At 66.4% G+C, this 22,399-nt stretch carries 20 protein-coding genes; 8 read left to right on the top strand and 12 right to left on the bottom strand.

From position 1 onward, the window contains the following. Positions 1-53: 53 nt before the first annotated feature. Together E6C48_RS20475 and E6C48_RS20480 are read right to left on the bottom strand one after the other, a co-directional pair. Positions 54-2,153, bottom strand: a complete 2,100-nt coding sequence (locus E6C48_RS20475) for a sensor histidine kinase (protein ID WP_136360042.1) — start codon at positions 2,151-2,153, stop codon at positions 54-56. Further along, on the bottom strand, positions 2,150-2,890 hold the full coding sequence (locus E6C48_RS20480; RefSeq protein WP_136360043.1) for a response regulator: 741 nt from the start codon (positions 2,888-2,890) through the stop codon (positions 2,150-2,152). Before E6C48_RS20480 ends, E6C48_RS20475 begins: the two co-directional genes overlap by 4 nt. Positions 2,891-3,107: 217 nt before the next feature. Here E6C48_RS20480 and E6C48_RS20485 point away from each other — a divergent pair, with 217 nt between their 5' ends. The 5 genes from E6C48_RS20485 to E6C48_RS20505 all read left to right on the top strand — a co-directional run bounded on the left by E6C48_RS20485 (position 3,108) and on the right by E6C48_RS20505 (position 9,444). Beyond that, positions 3,108-4,130 (top strand): ABC transporter substrate-binding protein, encoded by a 1,023-nt coding sequence (locus E6C48_RS20485; RefSeq protein WP_136360044.1) that lies wholly within the window; start codon positions 3,108-3,110, stop codon positions 4,128-4,130. Positions 4,131-4,245: 115 nt separating this feature from the next. Then, a complete protein-coding gene (locus tag E6C48_RS20490) occupies positions 4,246-5,274 on the top strand; it encodes an ABC transporter substrate-binding protein (protein ID WP_136360045.1) in 1,029 nt (342 codons plus the stop codon). Between the two features lie 74 nt (positions 5,275-5,348). Next, positions 5,349-7,571, top strand: coding sequence for an ABC transporter permease (locus E6C48_RS20495; RefSeq protein WP_136360046.1), 2,223 nt, complete (start codon positions 5,349-5,351; stop codon positions 7,569-7,571). Beyond that, positions 7,568-8,629: an ABC transporter ATP-binding protein gene (locus E6C48_RS20500; protein WP_136360047.1), complete on the top strand. Its 1,062-nt coding sequence runs from the start codon at positions 7,568-7,570 to the stop codon at positions 8,627-8,629. Before E6C48_RS20495 ends, E6C48_RS20500 begins: the two co-directional genes overlap by 4 nt. Before the next feature lie 20 nt (positions 8,630-8,649). Further along, positions 8,650-9,444, top strand: coding sequence for an inositol monophosphatase family protein (locus E6C48_RS20505; RefSeq protein ID WP_136360048.1), 795 nt, complete (start codon positions 8,650-8,652; stop codon positions 9,442-9,444). A 253-nt stretch (positions 9,445-9,697) separates the two neighbouring features. Here the strand turns inward: E6C48_RS20505 and E6C48_RS20510 are convergent, their stop codons facing one another. The 3 genes from E6C48_RS20510 to E6C48_RS20520 form a co-directional block, all read right to left on the bottom strand. Beyond that, positions 9,698-11,200: a tripartite tricarboxylate transporter permease gene (locus E6C48_RS20510; RefSeq protein WP_136360049.1), complete on the bottom strand. Its 1,503-nt coding sequence runs from the start codon at positions 11,198-11,200 to the stop codon at positions 9,698-9,700. A gap of 43 nt (positions 11,201-11,243) precedes the next feature. Continuing rightward, on the bottom strand, positions 11,244-11,717 hold the full coding sequence (locus E6C48_RS20515; RefSeq protein WP_206086543.1) for a tripartite tricarboxylate transporter TctB family protein: 474 nt from the start codon (positions 11,715-11,717) through the stop codon (positions 11,244-11,246). A gap of 139 nt (positions 11,718-11,856) precedes the next feature. Continuing rightward, a complete protein-coding gene (locus tag E6C48_RS20520) occupies positions 11,857-12,831 on the bottom strand; it encodes a Bug family tripartite tricarboxylate transporter substrate binding protein (protein WP_136360050.1) in 975 nt (324 codons plus the stop codon). A 259-nt stretch (positions 12,832-13,090) separates the two neighbouring features. Between E6C48_RS20520 and E6C48_RS20525 the strand changes: the two genes are divergently transcribed. The 3 genes from E6C48_RS20525 to E6C48_RS20535 are packed head-to-tail and all read left to right on the top strand — an operon-like array spanning position 13,091 to position 16,237. Beyond that, positions 13,091-13,768 carry a response regulator transcription factor gene (locus E6C48_RS20525; protein ID WP_136360051.1) on the top strand — a complete coding sequence of 226 codons (678 nt, stop codon included), beginning with the start codon at positions 13,091-13,093 and terminating at the stop codon, positions 13,766-13,768. Further along, positions 13,758-15,146: a sensor histidine kinase gene (locus E6C48_RS20530; RefSeq protein ID WP_136360052.1), complete on the top strand. Its 1,389-nt coding sequence runs from the start codon at positions 13,758-13,760 to the stop codon at positions 15,144-15,146. Before E6C48_RS20525 ends, E6C48_RS20530 begins: the two co-directional genes overlap by 11 nt. Further along, positions 15,146-16,237 carry an ABC transporter substrate-binding protein gene (locus tag E6C48_RS20535; protein ID WP_230978888.1) on the top strand — a complete coding sequence of 364 codons (1,092 nt, stop codon included), beginning with the start codon at positions 15,146-15,148 and terminating at the stop codon, positions 16,235-16,237. Before E6C48_RS20530 ends, E6C48_RS20535 begins: the two co-directional genes overlap by 1 nt. A 243-nt stretch (positions 16,238-16,480) precedes the next feature. On the opposite strand, the gene E6C48_RS20540 is transcribed toward E6C48_RS20535, so the two are convergent. Genes E6C48_RS20540 through E6C48_RS20570 form a run of 7 tightly spaced genes read right to left on the bottom strand, consistent with a single transcriptional unit; the run spans position 16,481 to position 21,778 of the window. Further along, positions 16,481-17,278, bottom strand: a complete 798-nt coding sequence (locus E6C48_RS20540) for a transporter substrate-binding domain-containing protein (protein WP_136360053.1) — start codon at positions 17,276-17,278, stop codon at positions 16,481-16,483. A 55-nt stretch (positions 17,279-17,333) separates the two neighbouring features. Then, the gene (locus E6C48_RS20545; protein ID WP_136360054.1) at positions 17,334-18,062 is read right to left on the bottom strand and encodes an amino acid ABC transporter ATP-binding protein; all 729 of its coding nucleotides are present in this window, start codon (positions 18,060-18,062) and stop codon (positions 17,334-17,336) included. After that, a complete protein-coding gene (locus E6C48_RS20550) occupies positions 18,040-18,699 on the bottom strand; it encodes an amino acid ABC transporter permease (RefSeq protein WP_136360055.1) in 660 nt (219 codons plus the stop codon). Before E6C48_RS20550 ends, E6C48_RS20545 begins: the two co-directional genes overlap by 23 nt. A gap of 8 nt (positions 18,700-18,707) precedes the next feature. Further along, on the bottom strand, positions 18,708-19,391 hold the full coding sequence (locus E6C48_RS20555; protein ID WP_136360056.1) for an amino acid ABC transporter permease: 684 nt from the start codon (positions 19,389-19,391) through the stop codon (positions 18,708-18,710). Further along, entirely contained in the window at positions 19,388-20,152 is a 765-nt protein-coding gene (gene kduD / locus E6C48_RS20560; protein ID WP_407941033.1) for a 2-dehydro-3-deoxy-D-gluconate 5-dehydrogenase KduD, read from the bottom strand. The genes E6C48_RS20555 and kduD overlap by 4 nt, the downstream gene beginning before the upstream one ends. A gap of 2 nt (positions 20,153-20,154) precedes the next feature. Beyond that, complete coding sequence (gene kduI, locus E6C48_RS20565; protein WP_136360058.1) at positions 20,155-20,991, bottom strand: 5-dehydro-4-deoxy-D-glucuronate isomerase; 837 nt, start codon at positions 20,989-20,991, stop codon at positions 20,155-20,157. A gap of 25 nt (positions 20,992-21,016) precedes the next feature. Then, complete coding sequence (locus E6C48_RS20570; protein WP_136360059.1) at positions 21,017-21,778, bottom strand: GntR family transcriptional regulator; 762 nt, start codon at positions 21,776-21,778, stop codon at positions 21,017-21,019. Positions 21,779-22,399 lie beyond the last annotated feature (621 nt).

Here is a 22,399-nt window from a genome sequence, read left to right on the forward strand (position 1 = left end):
AAGCGGCGGTGAAAACTGGGTCGGTTGCTCCGCCGTTGACAAGTGGACCCGTCTCAGCCTGCTATCGGGAGCGTCATTTCCACCTTCGTGCCTTTGCCGGGGCAGGAGACGATATTGGCTTCGCCGCCGCTTTGCCGCACGAAGCCGTACACCATGGCAAGGCCGAGGCCGGCGCCGCCTTTTCCCTCGCGCGTGGTGAAATAAGGCTCGAACGCCTTGTCCACGGCCTCGGGCGACATGCCGATGCCTTCGTCCGTCACCGAGACGACGACGCTTGCTTCCCTTTCCGCGCAGCTTATGCGGATCCGGCCGCCTTCGGGCATGGCGGCCGAGGCGTTGAGGCATAGATTGAGAATGGATTGCTCGAACAGAGCCGCATCGAGCAGCACCGTTGGCAACTGGTCCGGGATGTCGAAGGCAAGCCGGCAGTTCTCGCCGATGGCGATCTCCAGCACGTCGGCCATGCCGCGCAGCAGGGCGCCGAGTTCCAGCACGTTGGGATGGATCGGCTGCTGGCTGCCGACCGAAAGCATGCTCGCGGCCAGCGAGCGGCCCCGGTCGGCGGCCTTGCGGATGCGCGCAAGGTGCCGCTTCTGGCGCGGACTGAAGCCGCCTTCCTCGCGCTCCAGCAGGCCGAGACTGCCGGTGATGATGCCGATCATGTTGCCGACCTCGTGGCTGACCTGGTGCGTCATGCGCATGATGCCGTCGAGACGATAGGCCCGGGCCGCTTCCGCTTCCCGCCGGTCCATCTCGGTCACGTCGCGCGCCAGGAGCACGATGCCGCCGTCCGTCTGGCGCGACAGCGAAACCTCCGTCACCCGCTCGGCCCGCCGATGGCGCGTGACGAAGCGGCCGTCGAGCAGGCCGGCTTCGCCGCCGCTTGGCAGCAGAGCGGGATCTATGTCGGGTATGGGCGCGACGAAGGCCCGCAAAGGCAGCTTGCGCGCAGATCCGGACCAGCCGACGAGTTCGATCACGCGCCGGTTCATGGTGATCGGCCGGCCGGACGGATCGAACAGGGCGATGCCCTCGTTCATGTTGCGGAAGGTGGAGCGGATCGTCCGGGCAGCCGCCTCGGCGGTGCGCCGTAGCCGCGAAATGCGCCCGACGCTCTCGCGGAAGGCGCGGAAGGCTTCCAGAAGCCGGACCAGTTCCGTTTCGGTGCCGTTATAATCCGGCGTTTCCACGTCTTTACGCCCTTCGGCCAGCGCGTTCATGCCACCGGAAAGGGAAACGATGCCGCGCGATACGCGCATGACCGAGCGGATCGACAGGATAGCCATGGCCAGAACCAGCAGCGAGGCGATGGTGACGACGGCGAGCAGGTGGCTCAGTGCGTCGGAGGTGGCGACAAGGTCGTCGTTGAGGCCGCGGGCGACGGCCTCGCTCTGCGTTTCGGTGGCGTGCGAAAGGTCGCGCGAGACCAGATGCAGCCGTGCCACTGCCGCGCGGATAGAAAACATCTCGAGCAGGTATTGCGTCTGTGCCTCGAAGACGCGCTCATACGGCGCAAGCTCAACCCTGGAGACCCTTGCGTCAGGTGCGGCGCGTTCGAGGCGCGGCGCTGTCTCGGCGACGTAGCGGCGGCGCAGTTCGCCAAGCTGGAAGAGGCTGTCGGAACTGGCGGCCGCTTGCACCACGGCGTTCAGCCGGCGGCGGAAATCCCCGTCGGCGACGCCGCGCCCGGCGGCGATCTCGCCCAGCGCCCCCGCCGCTTCGGCCTTGTGCTGCTGAGCGGAATCGGCGTCGCTGGCAAGCGTCGTCGTCTGGGTGCGGATAGTTTCCAGAAGCTCGACGATGTGGGCGCTGGCGAAACCCCTTGCCGCCGTTTCGCCGCTCTCCGGCTGCATGGCGCGCAACAGCGCATCGACCTGGGCGACCACCGAACGGCTTTCGCTGGAGACGCGGTAGGGCGACGTCGCGTTCATCAGGAAGGGAGCGCTGGAAACGAGGTCGGAGACCTGCCGCGACACCAGCGACGCCTTGGCAAGACTGGAAAAAGCCTGCAGGCCATAGGCCGCCATCTCCTGCCGCGCCCGTTGCAGGCCGAAGACGGCAATGGTCGCCAGGCTGAAGACGAGCACGCAGATGAAGACGATCGCGAAGGGCAGGCGAAAGGCGATCGAGGAGAGGAAGGAGCGGCTGATCACGAAGCGGGCTCGCCGTCATCCGTCTCGAGAACATAGCCCTTGCCGCGTCGCGTCCTGATGTGGCGAGGCAGGTCGGGATTGCGCTCGATCTTGCGCCGGAGTCTCAGCACCAGCACGTCCACGTTGCGATCGATGTAGCGGTCGCTTTCGGTGCCCAGGCGTTCGAGGATATGGGCGCGGCTGACCGGCACGTTCGGCGTTTCGGCAAGGATTTCCAGCAGGCTGAATTCGGCACTGGTCAGCGATTTCGCCGGATCGGCCAGGCACAGCGCGTTGCGCCTGGTCAGGTCCACCGACCAGTCGCCGAGCCTGAGCGCGGCAGGCTCGGAGCCCCGCTCGCTTTCCCGGTCGGGCTTCAGGGAGGGGATCGTTCGGCGCAGCACCGCCTTGATGCGCGCCGTCAGCTCGATCGGCTCGAAGGGCTTGACGACATAGTCGTCGGCCGCCGTTTCCAGCCCCAGCACCCGGTCAGCGGCGCTTCCCGCCGCCGTCACCATGACGATGCCGATGTTGGTGCGGGCGCGCAGGCGCTGCGCGAAGGTGCGCCCCGACGTGCCCGGCAGGTTGTGGTCGACAAGCACGAGATGCACGGTTTCGCGCGCCAGCACGGTCTCGGCCGCTTCGGCCGACGAGGCGGCGAGCGGCGTCCAGCCTTCCGCCTCCACGAGGTCGGAAACAAGCTCCGCCATCTCCGGATCGTCTTCGACGATCAGGATGCGAATCCGATCGTTCAGCACTGGCCTTCCTCCCGCCCGCATCATAGGCAGGGCGGCGGCAATGTTCAAAGCGGCTCGCATTATACGGCGGCGTCACATTTGTCATGTTTGTCATTTTCCGCCGCCGCACCGCCGCCCTGCTGTAAGAAAGGTAACGATTCTTCGATTGCGGCGGGTCGCGAATGTGCCATCCTGAACGCGGAGGAAGGGACGGCGACGTCCCGAACGGGAGGATCAAGTGAGAGGCATCACCGCTCTCGGCGCGGGCGTGGCCCTTTGGCTGTGCGGCACGGCGGCATCCATGGCGGCGCCGGCGCTGACCGTGCTGTGCGCGGTGGACGAGGCGTGGTGTTCTGCCATGCAGCGCGTCTACGAGGCGAAGTCCGGCCTCGAGATCTCCATGACGCGCAGGAGCACCGGCGACATCCTCAACCAGATCCGTGCCGAGAAGGCGGCGCCGACCGCCGACGTCTGGTGGGGCGGTACCGGCGACACGCATTTGCAGGCGGGATCGGAAAACCTGCTGGAGCCGTATCATCCCGCGCATGAAAGCGACATGCTGCCCTGGGCGCAGAATTTCTTCGCCCTGTCCGGCGGGCGCTCGGCCGGCATCTATGCCGGGGCGCTTGGCTTCGCCTACAACGCCGACCTGCTGCGTAAGTTGAAGCTGCCGGCCCCGGCCTGCTGGAAGGACCTGGCCGACGCCGCCTATCGCGGCCGCATCGAGAGCGGCAATCCGAACTCCTCGGGAACCGCCTTCACGACGCTGGCGACGCTGGTGCAGCTCTTCGGCGAGGACGAGGCGTTCCGCTTCCTGGCGCAGCTGAACCGCAATATCGCCCGCTACACCAGCGCCGGCGCGGACCCGGTGAAGGCAGCGGCGCGCGGCGAAACGGTGATCGGCATCTCCTTCATGCATGACGCCGTCACCCAGAAGCAGGCCGGCTATCCGCTGGTCATCGTCGCCCCCTGCGAGGGCACGGGCTACGAGATCGGCGCCGTCAGCATCGTCAAGGGCGCGCGGCATCCGGCCGAGGCCCGGCGCTTCGTCGACTTCGTCCTCAGCCCGGAGGGCCAGAGCACCGGTGCGGCCGCCGGCCAGAACCAGGTGCCGTCCAACGCCCGCTCGGTGCTGCCGGCGGCCGCGCCCGACATCTCGATGATCAAGATGGTCGACTACGATTTCGCCACTTTCGGCTCGCCGCAGGAGCGAAGTCGGCTGCTGGAGCGGTTCGACGCGGAGATCGCCCCGACGAACTGACCGGACCCCGCAGGCACTCCCGAAACCCGAACTGACGAGCGCGCCGCCGAGGGGCGAGCCGAAAGCCTTTTTGCGTCCCGTTCACAGGCAAACCGATTACAAACGGAGGATACCGATGAAAACGAAGACCCTTTCCATGCTGCTGTTCGCCGGCACGGCTGCGGCCGCGGTGCCGGCCCAGGCGGCGGGCGAACTCAATCTCATCTGCTCGGCCGACGTCGTCATCTGCGAACAGATGAAGGGCGATTTCGAGAAGGCCCACAACGACATCAAGGTCAACATGGTGCGCCTGTCCTCGGGCGAGACCTACGCCAAGGTGCGCGCCGAAGCCCGCAATCCGAAGACCGACATCTGGTGGGCCGGCACCGGCGATCCGCACCTCCAGGCGGCTTCCGAGGGCCTGACGTTGGAATACAAGTCGCCGATGCTCGACCAGCTCAACGACTGGGCCAAGAAGCAGGCCGAAAGCTCCGGCTACCGCACGGTCGGCGTCTATGCCGGCGCGCTCGGCTGGGGTTACAACACCGACATCTTCAAGGCGAAGGGCTACAAGGAGCCGAAGTGCTGGGCCGACCTTCTGGCGCCGGAACTGAAGGGCGAGATCCAGATCGCCAACCCGAATTCCTCGGGCACCGCCTACACCGCGCTCGCCTCCCTCGTGCAGATCATGGGCGAGGAGAAGGCCTTCGACTATCTGAAGCAGCTCAACGGCAGCGTCTCGCAATACACCAAGTCCGGCTCCGCGCCGGTCAAGGCGGCGGCGCGCGGCGAGACGGCGCTCGGCATCGTCTTCGTCCACGATGCGGTGGCGCAGGCCGTCGAAGGCTTCCCCGTCAAGTCCGGCACGCCCTGCGAAGGCACCGGTTACGAGATCGGTTCCATGTCGATCATCAAGGGGGCGCGCAACCTCGAAAACGCCAAGACCTGGTACGACTGGGCTCTGACGGCAGAGGTGCAGTCGCGCATGAAGGACGCCAAGTCCTTCCAGCTTCCCTCCAACAAGAATGCGGAAATCCCCAAGGAGGCGCCGCGCTTCGAGGACATCAAGCTGATCGACTACGACTTCAAGACCTACGGCGACCCGGCCAAGCGCAAGGAACTGCTCGAGCGCTGGGACCGCGAAGTCGGCGCAGCCGCCAACTGACGCGCCAATAGGCGGCGCCCGCCCCCAGAACCCCAGGGCGCCGCCTCTTCTCAACGCTGACAGCGAGGTCCGCCATGACGCGCCCCAATCGAAGGCTGGACATCGTCCTCGTTCTGGGCGTGGCGGCGCTCATGCTGCTGCCGTGGTATCGGATCGAAGGCGGCTTCTTCGGTTTCGGCTGGCTGGGCGGCTTTCCTCTGTCGCCGGAGGCCGCGCCCGGCCTGGTGCAGATCGTCACGCACGGCCGGTTCTGGCTTGCCGGCGTCGTCCTGTTCCTGCTCGCGGCCGGCATGGCGCGCGGCATGGCGGACCCGATGCGCCGCGGCGCCATGCTGGCCTGGGCAGGGGGGCTCGGCCTGCTGTTCCTCTGCCTCCAGGGCCTCTCCATCGGCTTCACCGGCTGGACCTGGACCGTCAGCGAGAACCTGTTCGGGCCGCTCGCCGACGGCCAGCCGTCGATGGGTGCCGGCGCGGTGCTGAGCGCCGTCGTCTTCGTGCTGGTGTTTTCATTCGGCCTGGCCGAGCGCGGCGTCATGAAGGGCGACGCCTTCGTCGTCAGCGCCATCGCGCTGCTCGTCTTCCTGGTCGCCGTCTTCGTCTTCTATCCCGTCGGCAGCATGTTCGTCGGCGCCGTGCAGGACTTCGACGGCTCGTTCAATCCGGATGGCTTCATCCGCAACATGCAGGATCCGGGCATCTGGAGCCTCGACTGCGTCGTCGGCGGCGCCCGGTGCGGGGTCGCCTGGCGCACGCTGTGGCTCGGCATCGTGACCGGCCTTTCCTCGACGCTGCTCGGCCTCGCCTTCGCGCTCGTCGCTACCCGCACGCGCTTTCCCTGCAAGAAGGCGCTCAGGCTCCTGACCATCCTGCCGATCATCACGCCTCCCTTCGTCATCGGCCTGGCGCTGATCCTGCTGTTTGGCCGCGCCGGCTTCGTCACCCAGGCGGTCGCCAGCCTGTTCGGCGTCGAGCCCGGCCGCTGGCTCTACGGGCTGACCGGCATCTGGATCTCGCAGGTCCTGTCCTTCACGCCGGTCGCCTTCCTGGTGCTGATTGGCGTCGTCGAGGGCGTCAGCCCGTCGATGGAGGAGGCGTCGCAGACGCTGCGCGCCGACCGCTGGCGCACCTTCGTCAAGGTCTCGCTGCCGCTGATGAAACCGGGGCTGGCCAACGCCTTCCTCATCGGCTTCATCGAGAGCATGGCCGATTTCGGCAATCCGCTGGTGCTCGGCGGCAGCCACGGGGTGCTATCGACGGAGATTTTCTTCGCCGTCGTCGGCTCGCAGAACGACCCTTCGCGCGCCGCCGTGCTTGCCATGGTGCTGCTCGCCTTCACCCTGTCGGCCTTCCTTGCACAGCGGCTTTGGCTGTCGGGCCGGAATTTCTCCACCGTCACCGGCAAGGGCGACAACGGTGTCCATGCGGCCTTGCCGCGCTGGCTTTCGACCGGCCTCTACGCGGTGGTCGTTCCGTGGATCGCCTTCACGCTCGTCGTCTACGGGATGATCCTGTTCGGCGGCTTCATGAAGACCTGGGGCCTCGACAATTCGCTGACGCTGGACCACTACGTCAAGGCCTTCTCGGTGAACCTGTCGGGTGGAACCGTCTGGACCGGCGTCGCCTGGAACTCCTTCTGGACGACGATGGAGATCGCGCTGATCGCCGCGCCGCTGACGGCCGCCGTCGGCCTGCTCACCGCCTATCTGATCGTGCGGCAGAAATTCGCCGGCAGGAACGTCTTCGAGTTCGCGCTGATGATGAGCTTCGCCATTCCCGGCACCGTCATCGGCGTCAGCTATATCATGGCCTTCAACCTGCCGCCGCTGGAGATGACCGGCACGGCGCTGATCCTGATCGCCTGTTTCGTCTTCCGCAACATGCCGGTGGGGGTGCGCGGCGGCGTGGCGGCCATGAGCCAGCTCGACAAGAGCCTCGACGAAGCCTCGCTGACGCTGGGCGCGGGCAGCTTCCGCACGGTGCGCAGGATCATCCTGCCGCTGCTGCGCCCCGCCATCACGGCCGCGCTGGTCTATTCCTTCGTCCGCGCCATCACCTCGATCAGCGCCGTCATCTTCCTCGTCAGCGCCGAATACAACATGGCCACCGCCTATATTGTCGGACTGGTAGAGAATGGCGAATACGGCGTCGCCATCGCCTATTCCTCGATGCTGATCGTCGTCATGCTCGTCGTCATTTCCGGCTTCCAGTTCCTTGTCGGCGAGCGGCGGCTGAGGCGCGACAATCGCCTCGCCGGCGCCCCCCGCACCCTATCCCCCGAGCAGGAGAGAACCGCATGACCACGCAAAAGGCCGGTTCCGTCGTCTTCGAGAACATCCGCAAGAACTACGGTGCCGTCACCGTCATTCCGGACCTTTCCTTCACCATCGAGCCCGGCACGCTCGTCACCCTTCTCGGTCCCTCCGGCTGCGGCAAGACGACGACGCTGAGGATGCTGGCCGGCCTGGAGCATCCGAGCGCCGGCCGGGTGTTCATCGGCGGCAAGGACGTCACCATGCTGCCGGCCAACGAGCGCGACGTCTCGATGGTCTTCCAGTCCTATGCGCTGTTTCCGCACATGAACTCGCTCGACAACGTCGCCTACGGCCTGGAAGCCTCCGGCCTTTCGCGCAAGGAGGCGCGGGAAAAGGCGGAGGACGGGCTTTCGCTGGTCGGCCTCGCCGGCATGGGCCACCGCCTGCCGGCCGAGCTTTCCGGCGGCCAGCAGCAGCGCGTCGCCGTCGCCCGCGCGCTGGTGCTGGAGCCGCAGGTGCTGCTGCTCGACGAGCCGCTGTCGAACCTCGATGCGCGCCTGCGCCGCAAGGTGCGCACCGACATCCGCGAACTGCAGCAGCGCCTCGGTTTCACCGCCGTCTACGTCACGCACGACCAGGACGAGGCGCTGGCCGTCTCCGACCGCATCATCGTCATGAAGGAAGGCCGCATCGCGCAGGCCGGTGCGCCGCGCGAACTGTACGAAATGCCGGCATCCTCCTTCATCGCCGACTTCATGGGCGAGGCCAACGTCATCGCCTGCGAGGTGATCGACGTTGCCGGCGGCGAGGCGCGCGTGCGCATCGGCAAGCTCGAGCAGCGTGTGCCGGCGCGAAACGCCAGGCCCGGCGCGGCCAGCCTTGCTGTCCGTCCCGGTTCGATCACCGTCGCCGAAGGGCAGGGGACAGGCCTTGCCGGCCGCGTCCTGCATTCGGCCTATCTCGGCGGCCATGTGGAATACGAGATGGAAACCGAGGTCGGAACCCTCTTCATCGTCGACCACGCCGTCGACCGCACGCTTCCCGCCGGCGCCGACGCGACGCTGGGTTTCAAGACCCGCGGCATCGCCCTTATCGAACACTGACCATCGCAAGGAAACACAGCATGACATCGCAGGAACTGGACGCGCGCTTTGCCGCCGCAAAGGCCATCGCGCAGGAGGCCGGGGCCATGGCGCTCGACTATTTCAACCGGCGCGAAACGCTGACCATCGAGACCAAGCACGATTTGCAGGACGTCGTTTCGATCGCCGACCGCAACACCGAAAAGCTGATCCGCCGGCGCGTCGAGGCGGCATTCCCGCAGGACGGGTGTCTCGGCGAGGAATTCGGCCATGTCGCCGGCACGTCCGGCTACACCTGGATCGTCGATCCCATCGACGGCACCGCACCCTTCGTCAACGGCATGCCCAACTGGTGCGTCTCCGTCGCGGTCGCCCATGCCGGCAAACCGGTGATCGGCATCATCGCCGCTCCTTGCCATGGCGAGCTTTACGCAGCGGCGGCCGGCAGGGGCGCCGAGCTCGACGGCAAGGCGCTGAAGCTCGATTCCTCCCGCACCGTCCAGAACGGCCTGACCGGCATCGGCGCCAATTCCCATGTCACGCCCGATTCGGTGGGAAAGATGGTGAGCGAGCTTCTGCGGATGGAGGGCAATTTCATCCGCAACGGCTCCGGCGCGCTGATGCTGGCCTATGTCGCTGCGGGCCGGCTGGTCGGCTACTACGAGCCGTATATGCACGCCTGGGATTGCTTTGCCGGCTTCTGTCTCGTGCAGGAGGCCGGCGGCTGGTATCACGATTTCCCGATCGAGGGCGCGAGGCTGACCGAGGGCGCGCCGGTGGTGGCGGCGGCACCCGGGGCGCGCCACGCTCTCGAAAGGCTGGCGGGGCTGGCCTGAGGCTTGCAACAGATCAGCGGTCCAGGAGTTTTGTCGCAAACTCGAACTTGACGCGAACAAAGGCTTCTGCCCGGTTTTGTCTGGCCAGGATTTCGAAGCTCGGCGAATGACGATGCTGGCCGGCGCGCTCGACCTGGGCGCATGCGCTTGACCTCCGGTGGAATATATCAGCGCTTCTTCCAGTTGCAAAAGCTCGCGTCGCTGATACCCGCCTTGCGGCAGCGAGATAGGGGACCTTTCCAGGGATGGCTGTTTAAGCAGCTTGCAATGCCCGCCGCCTGGCGCGGCGTGCCAGATAGGCTGGCAGGATTGCGACGGCTGCAGCCAGGATCCACAGCACGATGCAGATGGTGCTCGAGAACAGGATCGAGACGTCGCCGCCGCTGATCGCCAGCGCGTTGCGCAGGTTGACCTCGGTGATCTGGCCGAGGACGAAGCCGAGGATGATCGGCGCCATGTCAAATCCGGCCTTGCGCAACAGCCATCCCACCATGCCGATCCCCATCATCAGGAAGACGGAAAAGATCGAGGAGTTGGTGGAATAGACGCCGACGACCGAAAGCACCAGGATGCCCGGCACCAGCAGCCAGTTCGGCACCGTCAGCACGCGGGCGAAGATCTGCACCAGCGGCAGGTTGAGCGCGAGCAGGATGAAGTTGCCGACGAACATCGAGGCGACGAGGCCGCCAACGATCTCCGGCCGCTCTGTCAGCAGCATCGGGCCGGGCTGGATGTTGTAGAGCATCAATGCGCCCAGCATCACCGCCGTGGTGCCGGAGCCGGGAACGCCGAGCGTCAGCATCGGCACGAAGGCGCCGCAGGCGGTGGCGTTGTTGGCGGCTTCCGGCGCCGCCAGGCCGCGCACATCGCCCTTGCCGAAGGTCCCCTCGGTGTCGGAGAGACGCTTTTCAGTGGTGTAGGAGATGGCGCTGGAGACGGAAGCCCCGGTGCCCGGCAGCACGCCGACGATGAAGCCGATCACCGAAGCGCGCATCGTCGCGCCGGTGCATTTCACCAGGTCGCTCATGCGCGCGGTCATGCGGCCGAGTTCGCGGATCACCGTGATGCCGCGCCCTTCGTTCTCGAGGATGATCAGTGCTTCCGAGATCGAGAACAGGCCGATCACCAGCACGACGAATTCGATGCCCTCGCTGAGTTCCGGCTGGTCGAAGGTGAAACGATAGGCGCCGGAGGTCGGATCGAGGCCGACCGTGGCGAGCACCAGGCCGATGGCGCAGCCGATCAGCGTCTTGGCCGGCTGGCTGCCGACCATCGAGCCCAGCGTGGCGAAGGCGAAGACCATCAGCACGAAATATTCGGCCGGACCGAAACCGATCGCCAGGCCGGACAGGATGGGCGCGAACAATGCCAGGCCGATGGTGCCGAAGATGCCGCCGAAGAACGAGGAAATACCGGAGATCGCCAGCGCTTCTCCTGCCCGCCCCTGCTTGGCCATGGGATAGCCGTCCATCGCCGTCATGACGGCGCCGGCGTCGCCCGGCACGTTGAGCAGGATGGAGGAAATGCGCCCACCATATTCGGCACCACAATAGATCGCGGCCAGCAGGATCATCGTGCTCTCGGCGGGAAGCCCCATCGTGTAGGCGATCGGCAACAGCAGCGCGATGCCGTTGATCGGGCCGATGGCCGGCAGCGCGCCGACCAGCGTGCCGACGAAGCAACCGATGAAGCCGATGATGAGGTTCTGCGTGGTCAGCGCGACGGCGAAGCCGTGCCAGAGATAGTCGAGGTTCATGTTCGGGACCTTTCAGGTTCCAGGCGCGCGCGGCCGATTTGGCCTAGTGGCCAAACAGGGCGCCGGCCGGCAGATATACTTCCAGCACGTAGGAAAAGACGAACCACCACAGCACGGCCTGGCCAACGGCGCCGAGCAACGCCTTGAATGGTGGCGCGCCGAAGATCAGCGCGGTGCCGAAGGTCAGGACGAAGGTGGAGACCAGGAAACCGGCGGGCTCGAACAACGCGACGGCGGCGAGCATCACCAGCGGGATTCCCAGCACGCGCAGCAGAAGCCTGCCGGACGGATAGCCTTCAGCTGGGCCGGGCGAAAAGAAATACCAGACGCTGAGCAGCGCAAGCATCGCCGCCAGGCCGAGCGGGAAGACACGCGGTCCCAGCGGATCGGAGGCGAAGGCATAGTCGATGGCGGTCGCGACGAGGCCGTAGGCAAGGGCGAACAGCAACAGGCAGGCCGCCGTGGCCCGGCCGATCAGCCGCATCGACCGGTGCGAAGGTTCGTGGTGCTCGGACATGGATGTCTCCACAAGAGGGCGTCCGCACCCGCCGGCCGGCAACGCAGTGCAGGGGAGGGGCGGCTCTCCGGCGATCGAACGCTGGCCGATCGCCGGGAGATGGTTTTCGCGGTGAAGAATGAGGCCGCCGTGGCGGGGCCTACATGCCCGCTTCCTTGGCCAGGATCTTGAACTGCGCGACGTCCTTCTTCACGCGTTCGTCGAAATCCTTGCCGAACGACTTGAACTCGAACAAGCCGCGCGCCTCGCGCTCCTTGGCGAATTCGGGCGTCGCCATGGCGTTCTTGAACGCCTGCACCCACCAGTCGTAGTCGGCGTCGGAAACCTCCTTGCCGACATAGAAGCCGCGCCACACCGGCCAGTCGATGTCGAAGCCCTGTTCGCGCGCCGTCGGCACGTTGGCGAGGTCGCCGGGCAGCCGTTCGGGCGCCATGACGGCAAGGATGCGGATTTTTCCGGCCATATGGTGCTTGACCATTTCGGCGGCGTCGCCTGAGCCGACCTTGACATGGCCGCCCTCGAGCGCGGTCAGCACGGCGCCGCCACCCTCGAGCGCGACGTAGCGCATCTGCTTCGGGTCCTGCCCCGCCGCCTTGGCGAGCAGCGATCCCTTCATCCAGTCCTGCGAGCCGACCGCGCCGCCGCCGGCGATGGCGAAATCGGCGGGATTGGCCTTGTAGGCCTCGACCAGGTCCTTCAGCGTCTTGTAGGGCGCGTCCGCCGCGACCACCAGCACGCCGTAGTCGGCGCCGATGGCGCCCAGCCAGCGCACGGCGTTCTCGTCGTAGTGGCCGAACTTGCCCTGCGCCAGAAGCAGCGCGGACCCCGACGACGCCGCGGTGATGAGGCTGCCGTCCTTGGAGCGCTTGGAGATGACGTGGTTGTAGGCCACCGCGCCGACGCCGCCTTCCATGTAGGTGACGGCCATCGGCGCCGCGATCTGCTTGGTCTTGAGCAGCGCGTCGGCGGCAAGGCGGCAGGTGAGGTCGAAGCCGCCGCCTGGCTTGGCGCCGGCGAGGCATTCCGGCTTTGCAGGCTCCGCATTTGCGGATGCCGCGAAGGCAAAGGCCGCCACGGCTGCGCCGAGGATCGCCTTGATGAGACTGTTTGACATAAGTCCTCCCGTTGAATCCGGAGCGGCCGGTTTCACGGAACGCCTGCAGGACGGCGCGTGCGCAATGGTCTTGCGCGACAACCGATATATGCTGGCTTCCTCCCCGGACCGGACCCATCGCTCCCTCGATCAGGCCGGCGCGGGGGAAAATAGCGCCCGTTCCTGTCACGATCCTGTCACGCCGGAATTCTTCGGTTTCCTTGCGCGACGTGCGCCAGCGAATCTTGCCGGTCCCCCGGCTGCGTGTAATCATCCGCGCGTGCGCATCCTTCTGGTCGAAGACACTCATGACGTGGGCGAAGCCATCTGCCGGCGCTTCCAGCAGATCGGTCATACCGTCGATTGGGAAACCGACGGCACCGCGGCGTCCGACATCCTCGCCCATACCGCCTATGACCTGCTGATCCTGGACGTCATGCTGCCCGGCATGGACGGCTTCTCCATACTGAAGGCGCTGCGCCGCGCGCGGATCGGCGTTCCGGTGCTCGTGCTGACCGCCCGCTCCGAGATCGACGACCGGGTCGGCGCGCTGGATCTCGGCGCCGACGACTATCTCGTCAAGCCTTTCGATTTCCGCGAGCTGGAGGCGCGTGCGCGGGTGTTGCTCAGGCGCAGCAGCGGCGGCGATGCGACCAACGTCATTGTCTGCGGCGACATCAGGCTCGACCGCACCAACCGCAACGTGACGGTGGGCCGGCGCGAGGTGCAACTGAAGCGGCGAGAGATCGCCCTTCTGGAAATCCTCGCTTCGCGGCCGGGGCGCGTCTTCAGCAAGGACGAGTTGCTGGATCAGCTTTTCGGCTTTGACGAGGCCGCCGGCGTCAACGCGATCGAACTCTATGTCGGCCGGCTGCGCAAGAAGCTCGAAGGCGCCAGCGCGCGCATCGTTACGCTGCGCGGCAGCGGCTACCAGCTCGTCTCCGACGATGCGCACTAGCAATTCGCTCTTTGCCCGGCTGATGCGCCGCGTCGGCATCGTGCTGGCGCTGGGTGCGGCCGCGCTGACAACGGCCGCATGGTTTTATGCCCGCACGGCAGCCAACGAGGCTTACGACCGGCTGCTGCTCGGCGCCGCCTTCCAGATGAGCGAAGGCCTCGTCGTGGCCGACGGCAGGCTGCGCTTCCTGCTGCCGCCCTCGGCGTTCGAACTGCTGGGGCTGGCTGAGCGCGACCGTATCTTCTACCGCGTGGTCGACCCCGATGGCGCGACGCTGACCGGCTATCCCGACCTCGGGCCGAAGATCGATCTCCATGCCAGTCGCGGCGGCCCGGTCTTCTCCAACGGCAGCTATCTCGGCGTGCCGGTCCGCAACGTCACCGTGGCGCGGGCCATGAGCATGCCGCGCGGACCCGGCTGGGCCTACGTCATGGTGGCGCAGACCACCGAGGCCCGCCAGGCGCTCGCTTCCGAGCTGACGACCCGCGCGGTCATCCTGGTCGGCATCATGAGCTTGGTGGCCGTCATCGGCACCGCGCTCGCCGTCCGCTATTCGCTACGCCCGGTGGGCGAGCTCGGCACCGCGCTGAGGCGGCGCGACCCGCAGGACCTGACGCCGCTGAAAGTCTCGGTTCCCTCCGAGCTTTCCCCCTTCGTCACCTCGATCAACCATTTCATCACCCGGCTCGACGAGCGCGTGAAGCTGTTGCAGCGCTATATCGCCGACAGCGCGCACCAGATCCGCACGCCGCTCACCGCCCTGTCGGCGCAGGTCAGCCTGATCGACGAGGCGAAGCTTGCGCCCGAGGACCGCCGCCATCTTGAGCGGGTCCAAAGCCGCACCGCCGAACTCGCCCGCTTCACCAACCAACTGCTCAACCACGCGATGGTGATCCATCGCTTCGATTCGATCCAGCTTGCTCCGGTTTTCCTGAACGACGTCGCTCGCAAGGCGCTGCGCAACGCCGTTCCCATCACCGTCGACCCGGATCTCGTCGTGTCGTTCGAGCCGGCCGACGAGGAGCTTGCCGTGCTGGGCGACATGCTCAGCCTGCGCGAAGCCATCGTCAACGTCATCGACAATGCCCTGCGCCACGGCGCGGTGGCGCGCCTGGAGGTGCATGTCAGGCAGGCCGGCGATTTCGGCTCCGTCGACGTCCTCGACGACGGCCCCGGCATCCGGCCGGAAGATTGGCCGACGGCAACGAGCCGCTTTTATTCCGGCCGTTCGGATGCCGAAGGTGCCTCGGGCCTCGGCTTCGCCATCGCCGCGGAGGTCGCCGCCAGGCTCGGCGGCCGCCTGCGGTTCCGGCAACGGTCCGAAAGTGAGCTGTTTTGCGTTTCCATCGAACTGCCTCTGGCGGAGAGGCCGAGCTGATGCGCAGAACCCTGATCTTCGCATTTGCGGCGGCGACGCTCCTGCTGCCCATGCTGGCGAACGCGCTCGAGGGCGATCACAGGATCTTCCCCGCGAAGGGCTCCGAAACCGGGCGCCTTCTCATCCACGGCGCCACGGATCTCGATGCGATGCAGCCGCTGATCGCCGACTTCCAGGACCGCAATCCCGATATCGCCGTCGAATATACGGATATGGTCACCAACGACCTGTTCCGGCAGGCACAGCAAATCTGCGCCGCAAAAGCCGAGGGTGCGGACATTCTGCTGTCGTCATCGGTCGACCAGCTCGTCAGGCTGGCCAACGATGGCTGCGCGCAGCCGCACCGCTCCGCCGAGACGATGGCCGTGCCGGACTGGGCCAACTGGCGCGACGAGGTCTTCGGCTTCACCTTCGAGCCCGTCGTTTTCGTTTACGACCGCCGCACCGTGCCCGCCGAGGACGTTCCGCGCAGCCACGAGGCGCTGTCGAACCTGCTGAGAAGCAAGGCGGAAGCCTATCGCGGCCGCGTCGGCACCTACGACATCGCGGCCTCCGGCGTCGGCTACCTGCTGGCCTTCAACGATTCGCGCCAGGCGCCCACCGCAAACGGCCGGCTGCTGGAAACGCTGAGCCGGACCGACACCGTCATCCGCTGCTGCAACAACGAGGTGCTGGGCGAGCTTGCCGCCGGCAGGATCAGCCTCGCCTACAACGTGCTCGGCTCCTATGCCTATGCCGCCGCACGCGCCAACGCCGCCCTCGGCATCGTCCTGCCCCGCGATTACACGCTGATCCTGTCGCGCGGCGCGCTCATCCCGTCGCACGCTCCGCACCCGGATGTCGGCAAGCGTTTCCTGAACTACCTGCTGTCGGCCCGCGGCCGCGGCGTCGCGCGGGAAAAATCCTTCTTCTTCGCCGAGGACGCGCCGCTGCCCGACGGCGTCGACGGACCGCCCGACCTGATGCAGTCCGGCATCGGCCGGCCGATCCGCATCGGCCCCGCCCTTCTTGCCGCGCAGGATGAGGTGCAGCGCAGGACCTTCATTGCCGACTGGATGGAACTGATCCGGAAAAGCCGTACGGATCGCTAACTGGCGTATTCAGTGTTGACGCCAATAATTACGCTGGAGAGATTCCAGTTGCGGGTCACGTTCGAGGCTCTTGGCCATGACGAATGCGGAGCGCCTGCATGACTGGCCACGAGACCTATTCAGCGCCGTTCATTACCGCACACGACGATCCGGGCCAGCTTTGAGACACGGCCTGCCGCAAGGACATTCCGGAGAAATGCCGGCGTGACCGTCGCGCATGCGCCGGTCACGCCATAAGTTTCCTTAGTCCTTGCGGCTGAGAAGGTCCGCCGGCAAGTCGCGCTTGTGGAACTTCTTGAACATGGCGGGAAGCTCGCCGCTCTTGAACTTCTCGGTGATCCAGTTGTTGAGCCATTCCTTCAGCTTCGGCTCGTTCTGCGGCAGGGCGATGCCGAGGTCGAGCGACTTCTGCACGAACTTGACGTCCAGCGGGTCGCCGCCCTTCTTCTCGTTCATGGCGGCGAGCACGGCCGTCTGCGTCGAGACGAGGTCGACCTGGCCCGACGCCACGGCGGTAATCAGCGTCGCGTCGTCCTCGAAGCGGACGATCTCGGCATCCTTGGCATTCTCGGACACCATCATGTCGTTGACCGTCGCGCGCGTGACGCCGATACGCTTGCCGGTGAGGTCCTTGTAGTCCTTGATGGCGACGTCCTTGGGACCGGCGACGATGATGTCGAGGGTCGCATAGGGGATGGTGAAATCGACGGCCTTCTTTCGCTCGGGCGTGATGGCCAGGTTGGCCACGAGAATGTCGGCCTTGTGCGCCTGGATAGTCGGCACGCGCGCGGCGTTGGTGATCTGCACCAGCTCCAGCTTCACGCCGAGGCTGTCGGCGATCATCTTGGCGGTCTCCACGTCGGAGCCGGCGGGCTGCAACTGGGCGTCGACATAGGCGAAGAGCGGCACGCCCATGGCGGTCGCGACACGGATCTTGCCGGCCGCCTTGATGTCCGAAAGCGCGTCGGCGCGAGCCGCCGGCATGGCCATGACGAAGGCGGCGGCCAGGGCGGCCATGCCGAATGCGAGTTTGAGTTTCATAGCTGTTTCCTCCTTGGTTATCATCGACCGTCCCGCTCCTCCGCGGGTGCCGGCTTCACAGTTCGTTGGCGAGAAAATTCTTCAGTTCCGGCGTCTGCGGGCTGCCCAGCATCGCACCGGTGCCGGTTTCCCAGACCTTGCCGGTGTGCATGTAGATGACGCGGTCGGCGGCACGGCGCGCGAAGCCCATTTCGTGCGTCACCATGATCATCGTCATGCCGCCCTTGGCGAGCTTCTCCATCACCCGCAGCACCTCGCCGGTCAGTTCCGGATCGAGCGCCGACGTCACCTCGTCGAACAGCATCACCTTCGGCGACATCGCCAGCGAGCGGGCGATGGCGACGCGCTGCTGCTGGCCGCCGGACAGCTGCTCGGGATAGGCGTCGATCTTGTCGGAGAGGCCGACCTGCTCCAGCGCGGTCCGGGCGAGCGCGTGCGCCTCGGCGCCCTTGACGTTCTTCACGCGGCGCGGCGCCAGGACGATGTTTTCCTCCACCGTCAGGTGTGGGAAGAGGTTGTAGCTCTGGAAGACGATGCCGACGTCCTGCCTGAGCGCGCGCAGGTCGAGATCGGGCGCCTCGACGCGCCGGCCGCAGACCTCGATCGAGCCGGACTGGATCTTCTCCAGCCTGTTGATGCAGCGAAGTGCCGTGCTCTTGCCCGAGCCGGAGCGGCCGATGATCGCCACGACCTCGCCGGCGCTGACCTCGAAGGAAACGCCGCGCAACACCTCGACCAGGCCGAAGCTCTTGTGCACGTCCTCAAGCTTGACGACGACTGACATTGAGCCTCCTTTCGAGCGCCCGGCTCCAGATCGACAGCGGATAGCAAAGGGCGAAGTACAACAGCCCGGCGATGCCGAAGATCAGGAAAGGCTGGAACGTCGAGTTGTTGATGACCTGCGCCGCGCGCGTCAGCTCGACGAAGCCGACCACCGAGGCGAGCGAGGTGCTCTTGAGCACCTGCACGAGGAAGCCGACCGTCGGCGGCGTGGCGATGCGGGCCGCCTGCGGCAGGACGACGTCGCGCAGCGTTTGCCAGCGCGTCAGCGCCAGGCACTCCGCCGCTTCCGTCTGGGTGCGCGGCACCGCCTCGACGCAGCCGCGCCAGATCTCGCCGAGGAAAGCGCTGCAATAGATCATCAGGGACAAGCCGGCGGCGAACAGCGGCGGCATCTCGACGCCGAAGATGCCGAGGCCGAAATAGACCACGAACAGGATGATGAGCAGCGGCGTGCCCTGGACGATCTGGACATAGACGAAGACCAGGCGGCGAAGCGCGGCCGAACGGGATATGCGCGCCAGCATGACGATGAAGCCGGCCGCGCCGCCGACGACGAAGGCCAGCGCCGACAGCACGACCGTCCAGCCCATGCCCTCCAGCAGGTAGTAGAAATAGTAAAGGCTGAAGCCGCCGTTCATGTCGTCTCCTAGAGCGGGGTGCCGAGGCGGCGCCGGCGCGGGAACAGGCCCTGTCCCAGCAGCCAGAAGCCCGATTTCAGGAGAACGGTGAGCACCAGGTAAAGCAGCGCCACCACGATGTAGGTTTCCAGCGAGCGAAAGGTGATCGACTGGATGTTGTTGGCGACCGCCGTCAGCTCCTCGGCCGAGATCTGCGAGGTGATGGAAGACGACAGCATCATCAGCACGAACTGGCTGGTCAGCGCCGGATAGACGCGCTCCAGCGCCGGCCGCAGGATGACGTACCAGTAGACTTGCGGCACCGACAGGCCGAGCGATTCGGCCGCCTCGATCTGGCCGGGATGAACGGCCTCGATGCCGGCGCGCACGATCTCCGTCGTATAGGCTCCGACATTGATGACCATGGCGAGCACGGCAGCGGCCAGCACCGGCATCCTGACGCCGACGCTGGCGAGGCCGAAGAACAGGAAGAATATCTGGATCAGGAAAGGCGTGTTGCGCACGAGTTCGACATAGCCGCCGGCGACGACCCGCAGCCAGGCATGGCGGCTGCCGCGCGCGATCGCGCCGGCGACGCCGATGCAAAGGCCGAGCACGGTGGCGGCGAACGTCATCTCGAGCGTCGTTAGCGCGCCGGCCAGGAACTCCGGCCAGTATGCCCACAGGCTCGAGAAGTCGAACGTGTACATCATCGGGCGAGCCAGCCTCCGTCCACCGGCAGGACCGTGCCGTGCACATAGTCGGACGCCTGCGAGGCGAGGAAGACCGCGGCACCCCCCATGTCGGCGGGCTCGGCCCAGCGGCCGGCCGGGATACGCGCCAGGATGTCGCGCGAGCGCTGCTCGTCCTGCCGCAGCGCGGCCGTGTTGTTGGTGACGACGTAGCCGGGCGCGATGGCGTTGACGTTGATGCCTTTGTGCGCCCACTCGCAGGCGAGCAGCCGCGTCAGCCCGGCAAGACCGCTCTTGCTCGCCGTGTAGGACGGGATGCGGATGCCGCCCTGGAAGGAAAGCAGCGAGGCGATGTTGATGATCTTGCCGCCCTTGCCGCGTTCCAGCATGGCGCGGGCTGCCGCCTGCGACAGGAAGAAGGCGGTCTTGAGATTGACGTTCATCACGTCGTCCCAGTCTCGCTCGGTGAAATCGAGGGCATCGGCGCGGCGGATGATGCCGGCGTTGTTGACGAGGATGTCGACCGCGCCCTTCCAGGCCACGGCCTCGGCGACGATGCCGGCGACCGGCGCGATCGAGCCGAGGTCGGCTGAAACGCAGCGGACCTCGACGCCGGCCTGCGCGCACAGTCTTTCGGTGTCGTCCATGGCCGAACGGCCGACCGCGACTATGGCCGCGCCGGCCCGCCCCAGCGCCAGCGCGATGGCCTGCCCGATGCCGGTGTTGGCGCCGGTGACGATGGCCGTGCGCCCGGACAGGTCGAACGGGTTCCGGCTCTCCACGCTCACCGGAGCGCCTCCATTGGCACCATGTCCATGTCGTCGAAATCCTGGTTGTCGCCGGCCATCGCCCAGATGAAGGCATAGTTGGAGGTGCCAACGCCGGAGTGGATCGACCAGCCGGGCGAGAGGATCGCCTGCTCGTTGGCGACCACCAGGTGGCGGGTCTCCTGCGGCTCGCCCATCAGGTGGATCACGCGGGCGTCGGCCCGCAGGTCGAAATAGAGGTAGGCTTCCGAACGCCGGTCATGCGTATGGCACGGCATGGTGTTCCACATGTTGTTCGGCTTCAGGACCGTCATGCCGAGGACGAGCTGGCAGGAGGCGCACACGTCCGGATGGATCATCTGGTAGATGGTGCGCTCGTTCGCCTGCGCCGGGCTGCCGAGTTCGCGGACATTGGCCATCGCCCGCGAGATCTTGACCGTCTTGTGGCGCGCATGTGCCGGCGCGCTGATCAGGTAGAACTTGGCGGGGCTGGCAACGTCGACGCTCTCGAAGCGGACCTCGCCCGCGCCCATCGCCACGTAGAGCGCCTCGTGCGCATCGAGGTCGTGGACGCCGCCGTCGGCCCACACGCGCCCGGCGCCGCCGATGTTGACGACGCCGAGTTCGCGGCGCGCCATGAAGCTCGTCGTGCCGATCGGCTTCGGCGCCGTCAGCTCGAGCGCTTTGGAGACAGGCATCGCGCCGCCGACCACGAGACGGTCGATATGGCTGTAGGTGAGGGCGATCTCGTCCGGCTGGAACAGGCTCTCGATCAGGAAATGACGGCGCAGCGCGGCGGTGTCGAATCCCTTCGTCGCTTCCGGATGGCTGACTTGCCTGACTTCGATCTTCATGACTGCTCCAGAAATGATCCGACCGTCACGCCCCGCGCGCTGGCGCCGGGGCGTCGACGAAATAGTCGGGGTTGAGGTCCTTGATGTCGCCGATATCGGTGATGAGCGTGCTCAGGTGCCCGTTCATGAGCGTGGCGGCGGCGACCGGGTCACGCGCCTCGATCGCCCTGGCGATAGCCGTATGCTCCTCGATGACGCGCAGCATCCGGCCCTCCTGCGGCAGCGTCAGGCGCCGGTAGCGATCGACCTGCACCTTGACCTGCTGAACGACCGCCCAGATGCCCGGATAGCCGGCCATCTCAGCGACCGCGGCGTGAAAACGCTCGTCTGCCTGATGGAAGGCTTCCCGGTCGCCCGCGGCCTCGCTTTCGCGCATTTTCTCGATGACGGCATGGAGGCCGATGACCTGGCTGCGGCTGGCGCGGCCGGCAGCAAGACGCGCCGCCGTCTCCTCGAGTGAGGTGCGGATGACGATCGCTTCGGGCAACGCGCGCAGCGGGATATGGGCAACGAAGGTGCCCGATTGCGGGAAAATGTCGACAAGCTTTTCGTTCGCCAGCCGCAGCAGCGCCTCGCGCACCGGCGTACGGCTCACGCCGTAGGCTTCGACGATCTCCTTCTCGACGATCGGCTCGCCCGGCGCGCGGCGCATGGAAATGATGTCGTCGCGCAGTTTCGCATGGATCAGCGAGGCGGCGGTCGCCGGCCTGTTGGGCTCGCCGGCGCGGCCGCCGGCGAGCGCGTGTCGGCCGCGTCCCTCACGCCCGGCTGCGGCGGCTTCGCTCATTCCGGGGCCCTCCGCGTGGCGGGCTGCGGGGCGCCGCCGGGACGACCCGCCAGGCGGGGCATGCGCTTCATCGTCAACTCCGCTCGACATCGGGAAAGGTCACGATCTCACTAACTAATATATCTAATATACTAGTTAGTGAGATGTGCAAGAAGGAATCCAGTCAGGGGCGTTGCCCTATGACGACGGCCGCGCAATGCAGTTGGTGACGGGCTTGGTCGATGGCGTCGGGCTCAGACGCCTCACGCCGGCAATTCCCTCAGGCTCGGCACCCTGGAAGCACAGATGGCAAGCAGTTGAATCAGGAACCCTACAGCAGCCACCATCAAACAAGCCTCTACTCCGAACCGAGACGCGACAATGGCGCCCAGGACGGCCCCAACAGGCCTCGCGCCGGCTGTGGCGGTCATGATCAGGGCAGATACCCGCCCCAGCATGGAATGAGGCGTGACGGCCTGCCGCAAGGTGGTGGTGGATATCGTCCAGAGCATTGGTTGTTGATTTCCGCCGAGAACTGACCCGGGATTGGGCGGTTTTTCCATTGAGAAGTGACCCATGTTTGAACCCACCCCTGCTGGTTGATTGCAGGGGACTTTGGAGTGATAGACATGGCGTTACTGA

The sequence above is a fragment of the Ollibium composti genome (genome assembly GCF_004801285.1).
Taxonomy (GTDB): Bacteria; Pseudomonadota; Alphaproteobacteria; order Rhizobiales; family Rhizobiaceae; genus Mesorhizobium; species Mesorhizobium composti.

What these genes read in the sequence shown, in the direction of transcription:
- E6C48_RS20490 (WP_136360045.1), top strand. Translation starts at nt 4,246, where the DNA reads ATGAAAACGAAGACCCTTTCCATGCTGCTGTTCGCCGGCACGGCTGCG.
- E6C48_RS20495 (WP_136360046.1), top strand. Translation starts at nt 5,349, where the DNA reads ATGACGCGCCCCAATCGAAGGCTGGACATCGTCCTCGTTCTGGGCGTG.
- E6C48_RS20500 (WP_136360047.1), top strand. Translation starts at nt 7,568, where the DNA reads ATGACCACGCAAAAGGCCGGTTCCGTCGTCTTCGAGAACATCCGCAAG.
- E6C48_RS20505 (WP_136360048.1), top strand. Translation starts at nt 8,650, where the DNA reads ATGACATCGCAGGAACTGGACGCGCGCTTTGCCGCCGCAAAGGCCATC.
- E6C48_RS20510 (WP_136360049.1), bottom strand. Translation starts at nt 11,200, where the DNA reads ATGAACCTCGACTATCTCTGGCACGGCTTCGCCGTCGCGCTGACCACG.
- E6C48_RS20515 (WP_206086543.1), bottom strand. Translation starts at nt 11,717, where the DNA reads ATGTCCGAGCACCACGAACCTTCGCACCGGTCGATGCGGCTGATCGGC.
- E6C48_RS20520 (WP_136360050.1), bottom strand. Translation starts at nt 12,831, where the DNA reads ATGTCAAACAGTCTCATCAAGGCGATCCTCGGCGCAGCCGTGGCGGCC.
- E6C48_RS20530 (WP_136360052.1), top strand. Translation starts at nt 13,758, where the DNA reads ATGCGCACTAGCAATTCGCTCTTTGCCCGGCTGATGCGCCGCGTCGGC.
- E6C48_RS20535 (WP_230978888.1), top strand. Translation starts at nt 15,146, where the DNA reads ATGCGCAGAACCCTGATCTTCGCATTTGCGGCGGCGACGCTCCTGCTG.
- E6C48_RS20540 (WP_136360053.1), bottom strand. Translation starts at nt 17,278, where the DNA reads ATGAAACTCAAACTCGCATTCGGCATGGCCGCCCTGGCCGCCGCCTTC.
- E6C48_RS20545 (WP_136360054.1), bottom strand. Translation starts at nt 18,062, where the DNA reads ATGTCAGTCGTCGTCAAGCTTGAGGACGTGCACAAGAGCTTCGGCCTG.
- E6C48_RS20550 (WP_136360055.1), bottom strand. Translation starts at nt 18,699, where the DNA reads ATGAACGGCGGCTTCAGCCTTTACTATTTCTACTACCTGCTGGAGGGC.
- E6C48_RS20555 (WP_136360056.1), bottom strand. Translation starts at nt 19,391, where the DNA reads ATGATGTACACGTTCGACTTCTCGAGCCTGTGGGCATACTGGCCGGAG.
- kduI (WP_136360058.1), bottom strand. Translation starts at nt 20,991, where the DNA reads ATGAAGATCGAAGTCAGGCAAGTCAGCCATCCGGAAGCGACGAAGGGA.
- E6C48_RS20570 (WP_136360059.1), bottom strand. Translation starts at nt 21,778, where the DNA reads ATGAGCGAAGCCGCCGCAGCCGGGCGTGAGGGACGCGGCCGACACGCG.